The sequence below is a fragment of the Nonomuraea sp. NPDC052265 genome, assembly GCF_044547985.1.
Classification (GTDB): Bacteria; Actinomycetota; Actinomycetes; order Streptosporangiales; family Streptosporangiaceae; genus Nonomuraea.
This window is the reverse complement of sequence record NZ_JBIUBJ010000012.1, coordinates 42,012-57,251: the sequence shown is the minus strand read 5'-3', so window position 1 is coordinate 57,251 and position 15,240 is coordinate 42,012. Positions and strand designations below refer to the sequence as shown.

Annotated in this window: 17 protein-coding genes; 11 read left to right on the top strand and 6 right to left on the bottom strand. The window is 74.4% G+C overall.

The window, feature by feature from the left end; translation table 11 throughout:
• The first annotated feature begins 26 nt into the window (after nt 1-26).
• The gene (locus ACIHAD_RS30590) at nt 27-1,226 is read left to right on the top strand and encodes an MFS transporter (protein ID WP_397358113.1); all 1,200 of its coding nucleotides are present in this window, start codon (nt 27-29) and stop codon (nt 1,224-1,226) included.
• A 135-nt stretch (nt 1,227-1,361) separates the two neighbouring features.
• Here the strand turns inward: ACIHAD_RS30590 and ACIHAD_RS30585 are convergent, their stop codons facing one another.
• From ACIHAD_RS30585 to ACIHAD_RS30575, 3 genes are all read right to left on the bottom strand, one after another.
• Entirely contained in the window at nt 1,362-2,192 is an 831-nt protein-coding gene (locus ACIHAD_RS30585) for a hypothetical protein (RefSeq protein ID WP_397358112.1), read from the bottom strand.
• A gap of 210 nt (nt 2,193-2,402) precedes the next feature.
• Nucleotides 2,403-2,582 (bottom strand): hypothetical protein, encoded by a 180-nt coding sequence (locus ACIHAD_RS30580; RefSeq protein WP_397358110.1) that lies wholly within the window; start codon nt 2,580-2,582, stop codon nt 2,403-2,405.
• A gap of 187 nt (nt 2,583-2,769) precedes the next feature.
• Complete coding sequence (locus ACIHAD_RS30575; protein WP_397358109.1) at nt 2,770-3,267, bottom strand: MarR family winged helix-turn-helix transcriptional regulator; 498 nt, start codon at nt 3,265-3,267, stop codon at nt 2,770-2,772.
• A 77-nt stretch (nt 3,268-3,344) separates the two neighbouring features.
• Here ACIHAD_RS30575 and ACIHAD_RS30570 point away from each other — a divergent pair, with 77 nt between their 5' ends.
• From ACIHAD_RS30570 to egtE, 10 genes are all read left to right on the top strand, one after another.
• Nucleotides 3,345-4,253 (top strand): EamA family transporter, encoded by a 909-nt coding sequence (locus tag ACIHAD_RS30570; RefSeq protein WP_397358108.1) that lies wholly within the window; start codon nt 3,345-3,347, stop codon nt 4,251-4,253.
• 37 nt (nt 4,254-4,290) lie between these two features.
• Nucleotides 4,291-5,154 carry an SMP-30/gluconolactonase/LRE family protein gene (locus tag ACIHAD_RS30565; protein WP_397358107.1) on the top strand — a complete coding sequence of 288 codons (864 nt, stop codon included), beginning with the start codon at nt 4,291-4,293 and terminating at the stop codon, nt 5,152-5,154.
• Between the two features lie 70 nt (nt 5,155-5,224).
• On the top strand, nt 5,225-5,623 hold the full coding sequence (locus ACIHAD_RS30560) for a VOC family protein (RefSeq protein WP_397358106.1): 399 nt from the start codon (nt 5,225-5,227) through the stop codon (nt 5,621-5,623).
• A gap of 229 nt (nt 5,624-5,852) precedes the next feature.
• The gene (locus ACIHAD_RS30555; protein WP_397358105.1) at nt 5,853-6,446 is read left to right on the top strand and encodes an RNA polymerase sigma factor; all 594 of its coding nucleotides are present in this window, start codon (nt 5,853-5,855) and stop codon (nt 6,444-6,446) included.
• Between the two features lie 40 nt (nt 6,447-6,486).
• Nucleotides 6,487-6,732 (top strand): anti-sigma factor family protein, encoded by a 246-nt coding sequence (locus ACIHAD_RS30550; protein ID WP_397358104.1) that lies wholly within the window; start codon nt 6,487-6,489, stop codon nt 6,730-6,732.
• 97 nt (nt 6,733-6,829) lie between these two features.
• A complete protein-coding gene (gene egtA, locus ACIHAD_RS30545; protein ID WP_397358103.1) occupies nt 6,830-8,095 on the top strand; it encodes an ergothioneine biosynthesis glutamate--cysteine ligase EgtA in 1,266 nt (421 codons plus the stop codon).
• Entirely contained in the window at nt 8,092-9,387 is a 1,296-nt protein-coding gene (gene egtB, locus ACIHAD_RS30540; protein ID WP_397358102.1) for an ergothioneine biosynthesis protein EgtB, read from the top strand. The genes egtA and egtB overlap by 4 nt, the downstream gene beginning before the upstream one ends.
• Nucleotides 9,388-10,098: an ergothioneine biosynthesis protein EgtC gene (egtC, locus tag ACIHAD_RS30535; RefSeq protein WP_397358101.1), complete on the top strand. Its 711-nt coding sequence runs from the start codon at nt 9,388-9,390 to the stop codon at nt 10,096-10,098.
• A gap of 19 nt (nt 10,099-10,117) precedes the next feature.
• Nucleotides 10,118-11,098, top strand: a complete 981-nt coding sequence (egtD, locus tag ACIHAD_RS30530; RefSeq protein ID WP_397358100.1) for an L-histidine N(alpha)-methyltransferase — start codon at nt 10,118-10,120, stop codon at nt 11,096-11,098.
• Entirely contained in the window at nt 11,095-12,231 is a 1,137-nt protein-coding gene (egtE, locus tag ACIHAD_RS30525) for an ergothioneine biosynthesis PLP-dependent enzyme EgtE (RefSeq protein ID WP_397358099.1), read from the top strand. Before egtD ends, egtE begins: the two co-directional genes overlap by 4 nt.
• A 52-nt stretch (nt 12,232-12,283) precedes the next feature.
• Here egtE and ACIHAD_RS30520 read toward each other — a convergent pair whose 3' ends face one another.
• Genes ACIHAD_RS30520 through ACIHAD_RS30510 form a run of 3 tightly spaced genes read right to left on the bottom strand, consistent with a single transcriptional unit; the run spans nt 12,284 to nt 15,117 of the window.
• Nucleotides 12,284-13,531: a cytochrome P450 gene (locus ACIHAD_RS30520; RefSeq protein ID WP_397358098.1), complete on the bottom strand. Its 1,248-nt coding sequence runs from the start codon at nt 13,529-13,531 to the stop codon at nt 12,284-12,286.
• A gap of 16 nt (nt 13,532-13,547) precedes the next feature.
• Nucleotides 13,548-14,924, bottom strand: a complete 1,377-nt coding sequence (locus ACIHAD_RS30515) for an NAD(P)/FAD-dependent oxidoreductase (RefSeq protein ID WP_397358097.1) — start codon at nt 14,922-14,924, stop codon at nt 13,548-13,550.
• Entirely contained in the window at nt 14,917-15,117 is a 201-nt protein-coding gene (locus tag ACIHAD_RS30510; RefSeq protein WP_397358096.1) for a ferredoxin, read from the bottom strand. The genes ACIHAD_RS30515 and ACIHAD_RS30510 overlap by 8 nt, the downstream gene beginning before the upstream one ends.
• Nucleotides 15,118-15,240 lie beyond the last annotated feature (123 nt).

The following is a 15,240-nucleotide window of genomic DNA, read 5'->3' as shown; positions in this document are numbered from 1 at the left end:
GGCGCACACGTGGAAGGAGAATCGGGATGTTGAATGTCCCGAATAAGACGGAGTCCCAGGGGCTCGCCCCGATGCTGGTGCTGGCGCTCGGGACGTTCGCGGTGGGGACGGACGCGTTCGTGGTGGCGGGGTTCCTGCCGGACATGGCCGCGTCGCTGGAGGTCACCGAGGGGGCGGCCGGGCAGTCGGTGACGGTGTTCGCCGCGGCGTACGCGGTGCTGTCGCCCGTTCTGGCCACCGTCGCCGCGCGGGTCCCGCGGCGGGCCCTGCTGGTGGCCGCGCTGGTCGTGCTGGGGCTGGCCAACCTGGGGTCGGCGCTGGCGCCGTCGTTCCCCGTGCTGGTGGTCACCCGGGTGCTGGCCGCGGCGGGGGCGGCGGCGTACACGCCGGGCGCGGGCGCGGTGGCGGCCACTCTGGTGCGGCCCGAGCTGCGGGCGCGGGCGCTGGCCGTGGTGGTGGGCGGGCTGACGGTCGCGACGGCGCTCGGCGTGCCGCTCGGCGACCTGGCCGGCGAACTGCTCGGCTGGCGGTACGCGCTCGGCGCGGTGGCCGTGGCCTGCCTGGCGGTCGCCGCCGGGGTGTACGCCGTCATGCCGGTCCTGCCGGGCGCGCCGCCGGTGCCGCTGCGTACCAGGCTGAACGTGCTGAGGCGGCCGGCGGTGACGGCCATCCTGCCGCTCACCGTGCTCGGGATGGCGGCCAGTTACACGGTCTACGCCTACAGCGTGCCCGCCCTGCGCGCCGTGGGCGTGGACGGGACGGCGGGCATGCTCTTCCTGTACGGGCTCGGCGCCGTCCTCGGCAACCTGGCCGCCGGGTACGCCACCGACCGGTGGGGCGCGCACCGGGTGCTCCCGGCCGCGTACCTGGTCATGGCCGTCAGCCTGGGGCTGCTCGGCTGGACGGCGGCGGCCGGCGCGGCGGCCCTGCCCGGCATGTTGCCCGGCGTGCTCGTCGGCGTGCTGGTCCTGGGGTGGGGTGCGAGCAGTTGGTGCCAGACGCCGCCGCAGCAGCACCGGCTCATCTCCGCCGCCCCTGGGGAGGCGCCGCTGGTGGTCTCGCTCAACTCCTCGGCGATCTACGCGGGGATCGGCGCGGGCACGCTGCTCGGCGGGCTCACCCTGCCGTCGGGCGCGGCCTTCACGTACGGGACCGGCGCGGTGCTGGCGGCCGTCGCCCTGGTGTTCGCCCTGGCCACCAGGAGGACGGGCGGCGCCACCGGCTGACCGGCGCGGCCCCCGCTCGACGCACGCCGGACACGCCGTCCGCGCCGCCGCCCTGCTCGCCCGCCCCGGGCCCTACCTGCTCGCCCGCCCCGGCGCCTGGGCCCGACCGGCGGGCCCGGCGGCCGGAGCGGCGGCTCAGCGCCTGCGGGGCTTGGTCCGCGTGGTCGAGGGGGCCTTCCGCGGCAGCGACTGTCTCGTCAGAGGGCTCGTCGACGGCCCCTCCCAAGGTGCCCCCGCCGCCGCCGACGGCCCCTCCCAAGGTGCCCCCGCCGCCGCCGACGGCCCCTGCCAACGTGTCCCGGCCCCCGCCGACGACCCCTTGCCGCCGCCGGGATCCGCGCCGTCGAGGGACAGGATGCGTCCCTGGAAGGTGGGGTGCTTGGTCTCCCAGTACCGCCAGCCCTCCACCCTGGAGGGCACGTTGGCGATCCCCGAACCGACCTGGAAGTTCCGGCAGGTGCCGAGTACCGACCAAGCCGACCAGCCGATGCGGTAGCCGAAAACGCGGTACCACATATTGCCGTACATCCCTTTACTGATGGTCCGGCTGTATTCGTGGCCGGTGAAAACCATATGCCGCTCTTCGAGGTGCGGCAGCCCCATTTTGCGGAGGTTGCGGACCAGATCACCGGTCGTGATCGAGAATTGCTGCTCGTTCTCCGTCTCCCGGAACGCCCTCACCTCGTATTCCCGCGTCACCGTCACCGTGATGGTCCCGCCGGGACCGTCGATGTAGCGGGTGCGGGGTATGAAGAAGTTCCTCGGCGAGAGGGAATAGATCTTGTAGAAGGTGTGCGGGTCGCAGCGCCCGCCGTCGTCCGCCCGTGCCGCCGGGACCGGGATGAGGACGAGCGCCGTCGAGAGCGAGCCGCGCGCGGCCACTCGCGTCATGGTCCGCCCAAGACGACGCGCTGTCGACTGGGAGGGGTTGATGACGGCTTTTGTTCGCATATCGGGTGAGAACACGTACCGTTCCTTTCGGAATGCAGCCTTTAGTCGCTACCCGAACCCGTAGACCGGAATGCGGCCTTTCCGTACAGCGAGCAGGGCATCTAGACCGGTACGATGTTTACACTTGCCACGAATCGCTCATCGACGCCACACCGAAAGCGCATTCCCGGTGACCGGCAAGTTTCAGTCGTAGAAGTGCCATGGCCCAGGACCGGGCGCGCCTTCTCACATCGAGTAGGCGCCGGAGGCGAGGGCGACGATGCCGACGACGGTCTTCAGGAGCGTCGTTCCGGGGTGCATGGTGATCGCGATGCGGATGTCCTGCTTCTTCCCGGCGAGCCAGACGCCGGGGTGGAGGAAGACGAGCTTCGACAGGACCGTCCAAGGGGCCCAGAAGTGGTACACGGAGAAGCCGCAGCAGGAACAGCTGGAGCGGGAAGAGCACGACCGCGAGGAGCTTGGCGACCAGGCCCTTCGGCCGGGCGGCGGCCGGGGGCCGCGTTGCTGTGTCCATGCCGAGAATCGTGGCCCCGCGAACCGACACGGGCCTGACCGGGCCCTGACGCGGCTTCGAGGGCTCGGGCCGCCCGTGTCAGGCGGTGCTGTCGCCGAGGGACTCGAGCAGGTCGCGAAGGGTGGCGGCCAGTTGTTCGCGCCGCCGTCCGGTGAGCGCCGCCAGCAGTCTCTGCTCGGTCGCCAGGTGGTCGGGCAGCGCGCGGTCGATCAGCGCGAGCCCTTCGGCGGTGAGCGTCACGTGCACGCCGCGCCCGTCGGAGTCGCTGGGCGTGCGCCGCACCAGCCCCCGCGACTCCAGCCGGTCGAGCCGCTGGGTGACGGCCCCCGAGGTGACCATGGAGGCGCGCATCAGGGCGGCGGGGGTCAGGCGGTGGGGCGGGTCGCTGCGCCGCAGCGTGGCCAGCACGTCGAACGAGGCCCGGTCGAGCCCGTGCTCGGCGAACGTACGGCCCAGCTCTGCCTCGATCAGCCGGGACAGCCGGGACAGCCGCCCGATCACCGCCATGGGGGAGACGTCCAGGTCAGGACGCTGGGCGTGCCACTGCCTGAGGATGTAGTCGACCTGGTCAGCCACCTTCGTAGCCTACAAGTGTCTTAGCGGTGAGGAAAATCACCTGGCTGGATCGTCCGGCGTTCGGCTAATTTGTCTTAGTGCTAAGTAATCGAACGGGAACCGTCCTGCTGACCGCCCTCACCCCCGCCATCTGGGGGACCACCTACCTGATCACGACCGAGCTGCTGCCGCCCGGCCGCCCCTTGCTGGCCGCGTTGATCCGGGCCCTGCCGGCCGGGCTGATCCTGATCGCGATCACCCGCCGGCTGCCCGAGGGGAGCTGGTGGTGGCGCGCCCTGGTGCTCGGGGCGCTCAACATCGGGTTGTTCTTCGCGTTGTTGTTCGTGGGCGCGTACCGGCTGCCCGGAGGGGTGGCCGCGACCGTCGGCGCCATCCAGCCGCTGCTGGTCGCGATGTTGTCGGCGGGGTTGCTGGGGGAGCGGGTGACCTGGCGCGTCGCGCTCGCCGCGGCGGCGGGCGTGGCCGGGGTGAGCCTGCTGGTGCTGCGCGCCGACGCCCGGCTCGACCTGCTGGGCGTGGCCGCCGCGCTGGGCGGCGCGGTGGTGATGGCGGTCGGCGTCGTGCTCAGCAAGCGCTGGAGGTCGCCCGCCCCGCTGCTGGCCACCACCGGATGGCAGCTCGCGGCCGGCGGCCTGCTGCTCGCCCCGGTCACGTTCCTCGTCGAGGGGCCGCCGCCCGCGCACCTGACCGGCGCGAACCTCGCCGGGTACGCCTACCTCGCGATCATCGGCTCGGCCCTGGCCTACACCCTGTGGTTCCGGGGCATCCGCGAGCTGTCGGCCACCAAGGTCACCTTCCTCGGGCTGCTCAGCCCCGTCGTCGCCACCGCGCTCGGCTGGCTGGTGCTCGGCCAGCGGCTCACGCTCGCGCAGGTGATCGGCGCGGTCGTCGTGCTCGCCGCCCTCGTCGTGGCGCAGATCCAGCCCGTACGGCACCGCGCCGCGCCGGAGCCGCTGGCCCGCGTGCCCGCCGGCGAGAAGCGGTGATCGCGTCCGCCGCTAGGATCGGGGCGAGGAGGCCGGAATGAGCGTGAAGGCGTACCCCGTCACCGGGCCGGTGGCCGAGCACGGCGAGGGGCCCGTGTGGTCCGGCCGCTGGGGCGGGCTGCGGTGGGTGGACATGCTCGCCGGCGACGTGCTCGCCCTCGACGACTCCGGCGGCGTGCGGCGGCGGCACGTGGGCAAGGTCGCCGCGGCCCTGCGCCCGCGCGTGACCGGCGGCTACGTGGTCGCCGGCGAACGCGAGCTGCTGCTGGCCGACTCCGACGACCTCGACGCGCCGCTGCGCCCGCTCGGCCAGGCGTGGAGCGACCCAGGCGTGCGCATGAACGACGGCGGCTGCGACCCCCAGGGCCGCTTCTACATCGGCAGCATGCCCTACGACGAGACCCCCGGAGGCGGCTCCCTCTACGTGGCCGGGCCGGACGGCGCGCTCAGCCCGGTGCTCACCGGCGTGACCGTCTCCAACGGCCTCGACTTCAGCCCCGACGAGAGCCTGGCCTACTACGCCGACACCGCCACCGGCCGGGTGGACGTCCTCGACCACGACCCGGTGGGCGGGCTCACCGGGCGCAGGCCGTTCGTGACGATCGACCCCGGCCAGGGCGCGCCCGACGGGCTGACGGTCGACGCCGAGGGCGGGGTGTGGGTGGCGCTCTGGCAGGGGTTCGCCGTGCACCGGTACACCCCCGACGGGCGGCTCGACGCCGTGGTCGGGCTGCCGGTCGGCAAGGTCACCGCGGTCACGTTCGGCGGCCCCGGCCTCGACCGGCTGTTCGTCACCACGTCGAGGCTCGGGGTGGACCCCCGGGAACAGCCGGAGGCCGGGGCCCTGTTCGCGGCCGACCCCGGCGTGCGCGGCCGGCCGGTGCTGCCCGCCGCCCTGTGACGAGGGCGCCCGACGGTCAGCGGGGACCGGCACGTTGCCGCCGCCGGACGGAGGCCGCGATACTCCCTGCATGATCGGTCATATCGGCATCAACGTCCCCGACATGCGGGCGGCCAAGGAATACTACGACGCCCTTCTTCCGTACCTCGGCTTCAAGGAGTTCTTCAGCAGCGAGGAGGAGATCGGCTACATGCCGGCGGACGACAAGCCGGGCACGTACCTGTTCCTCTACCCCTCGCTGGAACCCGGCGACTACTCGCGGCACCGCACCGGGCTGCAACATCTGGCGTTCGCGGTGCGCAGCCGGTCCGCGGTGGCCGAGGCGTACGCGCGGGCGGTGGAGCTCGGCTCGGAGGTGCTGCACGAGCCCAGGGAGTTCCCCGAGTACCCGCCGCCCTACCACGCCGCGTTCTGGCTCGACCCGCACGGCGTCATGCTGGAGGCCGTCTGCCACCACGACCGCGACTGACCTGCGCCGATCCAGGTCCCGCGCGGCTGGACGGCCTCCGCCGGGGAAGGTTCCCTGTCGGTGCCGCCGTACGACGTGCGGGCGTGGACCGGTGTGCGATCTTCAGGTACGAGGGGGCGAGGGCTAGCCTGGAGCGTGAGTCCCGCACGGGCCCGGCGGCCGGCCGGGCGTGGACGACGCGCGGCCCGATGTCATGATGTCCCCGACGCTCGACCGGGAGGAAACGATCGTGGGGCCTTTCGCGGGCGGTGGGCTGCCCCCGGACGACGTCGTCGTGGCGGCGTTGCGCGCCGGGGACGAGTCGATGTTCGCCGCGCTCCTCGACACCTGGTCGCGGGGGATGTTGCGGGCGGCCAGGTCCTACGTGTCCACCGACGACTCGGCCGAGGAGGTCGTGCAGGACACGTGGCTGGCGGTCATCGGCGCCATCGACGGGTTCGAGGGGCGCTCCTCGGTCAAGACGTGGGTCTACCGCATCCTGGTCAACACCGCCAAGAAGCGCGGCCTGCGCGAGAGCCGCACCCTGCCGTGGAGCGCGTTCGAGCCGCCCGCCGAGCCGGCCCAGAAGGAGCACGGCCCGACGCCGGAGGGCGCGGTGCTGGCCTCGGAGGCCCGCGGCCTCATCGGGGAGGCGCTGGCCGGGCTGCCGCCCCGGCAGCGGATCGTGATCACCCTGCGTGACCTGGAGGGGTGCACGTCCGAGGAGGTTTGCGAGATCCTGGAGATCTCGGCCGCCAACCAACGAGTGCTCCTGCACCGGGCAAGAGCCACGGTCCGGGACCGGCTCGAAGGCTACTACCAGTCCGTGAAGCGGTCAGAATAGGTTAAACGGTTCAACGTTCAGAGGTGAGGCGGTCAACGTCGTGAAGCGGTTCACGTGCGACGAGCTGGTGGAACTCATCACCGCCTATCTTGACGACGCTCTTGACCAGCCCGAACGCGAGAGGTTCGAGGCGCATGTGGCGTCCTGCGCCGACTGCGGGCGGCAGCTCGGCCGGTTCCGCGAGACCGTCCGGGCCCTGCGCGAGTCCACGCCGGAGCGCAAGCTGTCCGACGGCACGCGCGACCGTCTGATGTCCGCCTTCAGGGCCCGCCGCCATCGGGGATGACGGCCCGGCTCCCGCACAGATGGGTGCGAAAGGGGCAAATTTAAACAGATCGCCAGATTTCATGTAACGCTGGCGGGCCTCGCGGGTCTGTAGACACATGCGCCACGCGATGACCGGCCCGGCGGCCGGCGGGTCCGGCGCCTCGGAAGCGGCCGGCCGGCCGCTCCGGGGCGTGCCGGAGGTGGAGGAGTTCGCACGCCGGTGCTTCGCCCCGGCCCCGGGCGACCGGGTGGGGGCCGAGCTGGAGTTCCTGGTCTTCGACCGGGCGGACCCGGCGCGGCAGGTGCCGATGGACCGGGTCGAGCGGGCCGTCCCGGCGCTGACCGGCGGGAGCCGGGTGACGTACGAGCCGGGCGGCCAGATCGAGCTGTCGGGCCCGGCCGGGCCGCCCGCCGAGGCCATCGGGCGGCTGGCCGCCGACGTCGCCGCCGTACGCGCTGCGCTCGGGCGGGACGGGCTGGTGCTGGCCGGGGTGGGGCTCGACCCGCTGCGCCCGGCCCGGCGGCAGCTCCGCCAGCCGCGCTACGACGCCATGGCCGAGTTCCTGGGCCGCCCGTACGGGCCGCTGATGATGTGCTCGACCGCGTCCGTCCAGGTCAACGTTGACCTGGGGGAGCGGCCGGCGGCCCGGTGGGAGCGCGCCCGGCTGCTCGCGCCGGTCCTGACCGCGGCCTTCGCCAACTCGCCGCTGAGCCGCGGACGACCCTGCGGCTGGATGTCGGGCCGTCAGGCCGTCTGGGAGAACCTCGACCCGACCCGGACCGCCCCCGTCGACGGCTCCGGCGACCCGGCGGCGGCCTGGGCGGCGTACCTGCTCGACGCCCGGCTCATGCTCGTCCGCGAGGACGAGCGCCGCTACCGCCCGGTCGGCGACGGCTCCACCTTCCGCGACTGGCTCGACGGCGCGGGCGAGCGCCCGCCCACCCCCGACGACCTGGCCTACCACGCCACCACGCTCTTCCCGCCGGTCCGCCCGCGCGGCTGGCTGGAGATCCGCTACCTCGACGCCCAGCACCCCGACGACTGGCCGGTGTGCGTCGCGGTCACCCACGCCCTGATCGCCGACGACCGCGCCGCCGACGCCGCCCTGGCCGCCGCCGAGCCCGTCGCCGGCCTGGCGGACGTGGCCGCCAGGTGCGGCCTGACCGACCCCCGGCTCGCCCGCGCCGCCGAGGCCGCCTTCCGCGCCGCCGTCGAGGCGCTGCCCCGGCTCGGCGTGCCCCCCGGCCTGGTCGCCGGCGTGTCCGGCTTCGCCGCCCGGTACGTGAGCGCCGCCCGCTCCCCGGCGGCCGACCTGATGGACCTGATGACCGACCCGGTACGGCGGCTGCCGGCCTGGCTGAGCGGAGAAGGACGGGCATGAACGACATCAAGGAACGCATCGCCGCCGAGCTGACCGCGGTGCGCGACCGTTCGCTGACCTACACCGAGGCCGAGGACGGCCTGCTGCTGCGCCAGCACTCCCCGCTGATGTCGCCGCTGGTGTGGGACCTCGCGCACGTCGGCAACTACGAGGAGCTGTGGGTGCTGCGCGAGGCCGCCGGGATCACGCCGCTGCGCCCCGAGATCGACGACATCTACGACGCCTTCAAACACCCCCGCAAGGACCGTCCCACCCTGCCGATCCTCGGCCCCGACGAGGCCAGGAAGTACATCGGCGGCGTCCGCGGCCGGGTGCTCGACGTCCTGGACGCGATCGACCTGGAGGCGGCCGCGCCGCTGCACCGCGACGGGTTCGTGTTCGGCCTGGTCATCCAGCACGAGCACCAGCACGACGAGACGATGCTGGCGACCTGGCAGCTCTCCCGGCAGCCCGGTCTGGTCCGCGACGGCGACCTGCCGCCGGGCCGCGGCACCGGCCCCGACGAGGTGTACGTCCCGGCCGGCCCCTTCCAGATGGGCACCGGCACCCTGCCCTGGGCCTACGACAACGAGCGCCCCGCCCACCGGGTGGACCTGCCCGCCTACTGGATCGACCGGCTGCCGGTCGGCAACGCCGCCTACGTCGCGTTCGTCGAGTCCGGCGGCTACGACGACCCGCGCTGGTGGCGCCCGGACGGCTGGCGCTGGCGGCAGGAGAGCGGAGCCGCCGCGCCGCTGTTCTGGACCCGCGAGGGCGGCACCTGGTGGCGCACCCGTTTCGGCCGCGCCGAGCCGGTCCCGATGGACGAGCCGGTCCAGCACGTGAGCTGGTACGAGGCCGACGCCTACGCCCGCTGGGCGGGGCGGCGGCTGCCGACCGAGGCCGAGTGGGAGAAGGCCTGCGGTTGGGACCCGGAGGCCGGGCGGGCCCGCAAGTACCCGTGGGGCGACGAGGATCCCCGTCCGGACCTGGCCAACCTCGGTCACCGGGCGGCCCGGCCGGCCCCGCTGGGCGCCTACCCCGCCGGGGCGAGCGCGTACGGGGCCGAGCAGATGGTGGGCGACGTGTGGGAGTGGACCGGGTCGTGGTTCCGGCCCTATCCCGGGTTCCGCAGCTTCCCGTACAAGGAGTACAGCGAGGTCTTCTTCGGGCAGGATTACCGGGTGCTGCGCGGCGGCTCGTGGGCGGCCGACCCGGCGGCGGTGCGGACGACGTTCCGGAACTGGGACTACCCGATCAGACGGCAGATCTTCACCGGCTTCCGCTGCGCCCGCGACGCCGAGCGGGCCTAGATGTGCCGGCACGCCGCCTGGCTGGGCGCCCCGCGCGCGCTGACCACGCTGATCCACGAGCCGGCGCACGGCCTGCTCGCCCAGTCGTACGCGCCCCGGCGGCAGCGCCACGGCACGGTCAACGCCGACGGCTACGGCATGGCCTGGTACGACCCCGCCAGGCCCGAGCCCGTGCGCTACCGCCGCGCGATCCCCATCTGGGCCGACGCCAACCTGCCCGCGCTCGCCGAGATCGCCCGCTCCCGCTGCCTGCTGGCGGCCGTGCGGTGCGCCACGACCGGCATGCCGGTCGAGGAGAGCGCCACCGCGCCGTTCGCCGGGGGCGGCTGGCTGCTCAGCCACAACGGCCGGGTCGAGCGCGACGCGGTCATGGACCTGGCCGACGACCTGCCCGAGAGCCCCTGCGACGCGGCCTGGCTGGCCGCCGCCGTGTTCGCCCGCGGACGGGCGGGACTCGGCCTGGCCGCGGCGCTGGCCGACGTCGTCGTGCGCGCGGGGGACAAGGACCCCGCCGCCCGCCTGAACCTGCTCGCCTGCGACGGCACGGCGCTCGCCGCGACCGTCTGGGGCGACACCCTCTTCTTCCACGCCGACCAGGACGGCGTGTACGTGGCCAGCGAGCCGCTGGACGACCGGCCGGGCTGGCAGGCGGTGCCCGATCGCAGCCTGCTGACCGCCACGCCGGACGACGTACGCGTCCAGCCGTTGTGACCTTCTGAAGGAGGATCCCGTGCCCGTCATCCAGCCGACCGTCCGTGTGATCAACCATCTTGACCCCGGCTACCTGCGGCAGTCGCTCGAACACGACGTCAGGACCGGGTTGACGGCCACGCCGAAGTGGCTGCCGCCCAAGTGGTTCTACGACGAGGCGGGCAGCGACCTGTTCTCCCGCATCACCCGGTTGCCCGAGTACTACCCGACCCGCCGCGAGCTGACGATCCTGCGCACGCGGGCGGCCGAGATCGCCGCGGCCTGTGGCGCGGACACGCTGGTCGAGCTGGGGTCGGGCACGAGCGAGAAGACCGTGATCCTGCTGGACGCGCTCACCGGGGCGGGCACGCTGCGCGCGTACACGCCGGTGGACGTGGACGCCGTCACCCTGGAGGCGGCGGCGCGCCGGCTGGGCGGGCGCCACCCCGGGCTGGAGGTGCGGCCGGTGTGTGCCGACTTCGAGCGGCACCTTCGGCTGCTGCCGCGATCGGGCAGGCACATGGTGGCCTTCCTCGGCGGCACGATCGGCAACCTCGAACCGGCCGCCCGCGAGCTGTTCCTGAAGGAGGTGCGCGGCACCCTGCGGCCCGGCGACACGTTCCTGCTCGGCGCAGACCTGGTCAAGGACACCGGGCGGCTGGTCGCGGCCTACGACGACGCCGCCGGGGTGACGGCCGCGTTCAACAGGAACGTCCTGCGCGTGGTGAACCGGGAGCTGGCGGCCGGGTTCGAGCCGGAGGCGTTCGAGCACGTCGCCCTGTACGACCAGCGCAACGAGTGGATCGAGATGCGGCTGCGGGCCACCCGGGACATGCGGGTGCCGGTCGGCGCGCTCGGGCTGACCGTCGCCTTCGCCGCGGGGGAGGAGATGCGGACCGAGATCAGCGCCAAGTTCCGGCTGGAGCCGCTGGGGGAGGAGCTGGCCGCGGCCGGGTTCACCGTCCTGCGCTCGTGGACCGACCCCGACGGCGACTTCGGGCTGCTGCTGGCCGGGGCGTGATCGCCGAACGCTGGCGGGCCGCGCGCTCGGCCGGACCGCCCGGCCACCTGGACGCGGCCGGCTGCAACGTGCCCAGCGACCGCGTGCTGGCCGCCACGGTCGAGCACCTGCGGCGGGAACGCGAGCACGGCGGGTACGCCGCCGCGCCCGGCCTCACCGCGCCCAGGTCGGCACTGGCCGCCCTGACCGGCGCGGACGCGGCCGACGTCGCCTTCCTGGAGAGCGGCACGGCCGCGATGGCGGCGCTGCTCGGCGGCTGGCGCCTGCCGCCGGGCGCCCGGGTCGGCTTCACCCGGTCGGAGTACGGCAGCACGCTCATGCTGCTGCGCCGCCTGGCCGCCGAGCGCGGCTGGACCCTCGCCGAGCTGCCCGCCGACGACGACGCCCGCCTCGACCTCGACGCCCTGTCCGCCGCCCTGCGCCGCGGCCTGGACCTGGTCACCCTCCCGCACCTGCCCTCCCACCGGGGGACCGCGCAGCCGGTCCGGGAGATCGGCCGCCTGTGCCGGGAGGCCGGCGTGCCCCTGGTCCTGGACGTGTGCCAGTCGCTCGGCCACCTGGACGTCACCGGCGCGACGGCCGCCGCCTACGTCGGCACCTCGCGCAAGTGGCTGGCCGGGCCGCGCGGCGTCGGCTTCCTGATCGTGCCCGGCCTCACCGACGACATGGACGCGGCGGCCCCCACGCTCGGCGGCCACGTGTGGCTGGACGACCCGCCGCGCACCGGGCCGCTGCCCGGGGCCGCGCGCTACGAGAGCGCCGAGTCGGCGGTCGCGGCGCGGGTCGGCCTCGGCGTCGCCGTCCTGGAGCACCACGCCCTGGGGCCGGACGCGGTCCGCGCCCACCTCGCCGAGCTGGGCGCGGCAACCCGGCGCACGCTCGACGGCAGGGGCGGCTGGCGGGTGGTGGAGCCGTACGACGAGCCGACGGCCGTCGTCACCCTCCGCCCGCCCGACGGCGGCGACGCCACCAGGACCGGCGCGGCGGCGGCCGAGGCCGGCCTGCTGGTGGGGGTCGCGCCGGTCGCCCGCGCCCCGCTCGACCTGCGTGAGCCGGTGCTGCGCGTCTCCCCGCCCCCGGGCACCCGGCAGGAGACCCTGGACGCCCTGGCCCGCCTCCTCGACGGGCGCTGAGCGGGAGGCCGAAGAGGGACGTCAGAGCGGAGGGTCGGTCGAGACGCGGGGGTCAGAGCAGGCGGTCGAAGCCCACCGTCAGATGCGCGGGCCCGCGCAGCGACGCGCTGTGCCGGTACGGCGGCGGGTCGGCGGCCAGCTCCGGCCCGACCAGCCTGCTCACCAGCGCGCCCAGCGCGGCCCGCGCCTCGATCCGGGCCAGCGGCGCACCCACGCAGTAGTGGACGCCCCCGCCGAACCCCAGGTGCTGGTTGTCCCGGCGCGCCGGGTCGAAGCGGTCGGCGCCGGGGAAGCGGGCCTGGTCACGGCTGCCCGAGGCCAGCAGCAGAGCCACGTCCGCGCCCTGCGGGATGGTGACCCCGGCGATCTCGATGTCGGCCAGCGTCGTGCGGGTGCGGAACTGCACCGGCGGGTCGTAGCGCAGCACCTCCTCGACGGCCGGCACGATCAGGCCGGGGTCGGCGCGCAGCCGCGCCAGCGCCTCCGGGTTGCGCAGGAACGTCAGCATGCCGTTGGTGATCAGGTTGACGGTCGTCTCGTGACCGGCGATGAGCAGCAGGGCCATCGTCGCGATGATCTCCTGGGGGTCCATGCGCTCGGCCTCGCCGTCGGTGAGCAGCGCCGACAGCAGGTCCTCCGACGGGCGGGCGTGCCGCTCGGCGGCCAGATCGACCAGGTACGCGCGCAGCTCCGGCGCGGCGGCCTCGGCCTGCCGCACCTCCTCCTCCGACAACCCCTCGGGCGGGTCCAGCGTACGGGCCAGCGCCGAGGCCCAGCCGTGGAAGCGCGGCTCGTCCTCCTTGGGCACGCCGAGCAGCTCGCAGATCACCGTGACCGGCAGCGGGTAGGCCAGGTCGTCCACCACGTCCATGGAGTCCTGGCCGGCGCGCCGGTCGAGCAGCTCGGCCACCAGCGACACCACGTGCTCACCGAGCCGGTTGATCCGCTCGGGGGTGAAGTGCCGCATGACGATCCGCCGCAGCCGGTCGTGGTCGGGCGGATCGAGGAAGATGAACGCCGGTTTCCGCGAGTCCTGCCCGTCCTGGGTGTTCTGTCCGGCCATCAGCCTGCCGGAGGCGCCGAACGAGCCGGAGCCGCTCCTGCTCTTGCGCTCGTCGGAGCTGATCCGCGGGTCGTGCAGCAGCGAGACGATCTCGGCGTACGTGCTCACCGCGTACAGGTCGTCCCCCTGGCGGGCGACGGGCGTCTCGCGCAGCCGGGCGTACAGCGGGTACGGGTCCGGGCGGCTCGCCTCGTCCAGGACCTGCGCGAACAGGCTCTGCGTCACCTGGTGGGCCATGGTCGTCCTCCGGCTCTCATTCCAGCGGCGGCGCGGTCAGCGGCGAGCGGGGGTCGCGCTCGCGCGGCACCTCGCGCGCGGTCGGGCCCTGCCCGGTCACCGCGGCCGTCGGGCTGTGGGTGGACTGGCCGTCCACGGCCAGGCCGGCGGGCACCGGGAGCAGCGTGCGCGGCCCGTCGGCGGCCCGCAGGTCGGGCGGGAAGGGCGCGGCCGCCTCGATGAGGTCGGCGTAGGCGGGCAGCGCGCGCGGCGCGTCCACCGCGACCGCCGCCACGCACCGGCCCTGGCGGCCGAAACAGGCCACGAAGCGGCGCTCGGCCACCGAACCCTGCGTGACCACCACCTCGTCGGCGATCGTCGGCAGCCCGACGGACTTGATGCTGACGCCGAACTGGTAGGACCAGAACGCCGGCAGCCCCCGGTGCGGGCGCGGCCGGTCGGCGACCATGTTGTGCGCGGCGGTGGCCGCCTGGCGCACCGCGTTGTCCCAGTGCTCCACGGCCAGCAGCAGGCCGTCGTAGTGCGGGTGCGGCCAGCGTGCCACGTCGCCGGCCACGAACACGTCGGAGGTGACGATCGCGTCGGCGTCGAAGGCCCGGCAGGCGGCGTCGCACACCACCCCGCGCGCGTCGGCCGCCAGGCGCGACCCGGCCAGCCATTCGGTGTTGCGGACGGCCCCGAGCGCCACCACCGCGATCTCGACGGGCAGGACGTCGCCGTCGGACAGGTGGGCCGCGCGCAGCCGGCCGTCCGCGTCGCCCTCCAGCGCCATCACCGTGGTGTTCACCCGCAGGTCCACGCCGTGCCCGCGGTGCAGCTGGGCGGCCACGCTCCCGGCCGCCGCGCCCAGGGCGCCGGACAGCGGGGCCGGGCCGCGTTCGGCGACCGTCACGGCCAGGCCCATCTCGCGGCAGACGGAGGCGATCTCCGAGCCGGTGAACCCGCCGCCGATGACCAGCACCCGGCTCGGCCCGGCGGCGAGCGCGGCCCGCAGACTCGCCGCGTCGTCGCGCCCGCGCAGCGTGAACACGCCGCTCAGGGCCGCCTCGGCGGGGTCCGGCCAGGGCCGCGCCCGGGTGCCGGTGGCGATCAGCACCCGGTCGAAGCCGATCTCGCGCCCGCCGGCCAGGCGTACCTGGCGGGTGCGCAGGTCCAAGCCGGTGGCGGGCTCGCCGAGCAGCCAGCGCGCCCGCAGGTCCTCTGCCATGACGAGCGCGGTGCGCGCGGGCGAGGCGCGTCCGGCCAGCACCTGCTTGGACAGCGGCGGCCGGTCGTAGGGCTCGTACGGCTCGTCGCCGATCAGGGTCAGCTCCCCGGTGAAGCCCTCGGCCCGCAGCGTCTCGGCGGCCCGCAGCCCGGCCAGCGAGGCGCCGACGATCACCGCGCTACGCATGGTCGTCCGGCGAGTAGGCGATCGCCTGCACCGGGCAGGCGGCGGCGGCCTCCCGTACCTGTTCGCGCATCGCGTCGGCGGGGGCGTAGTCGTACTCGAGGGACTCGGCGCCGTGGAAGCGGAAGACCGCCGGCGCCGCGAACACGCACTGGCCGTAGCTCAGGCAGCGGTTCAGATCGACGAGCACTCTCATGTCCGCCACGTTACGAACGGCAGCTCCAGCCACGTTCCAACCTGATCCCAAGTTTTCCTGATTTGCGAAACCTAGGACTCCTAGGATAAAACCTAGGAAGGTTAGGTTTGACACTGCGGAGGT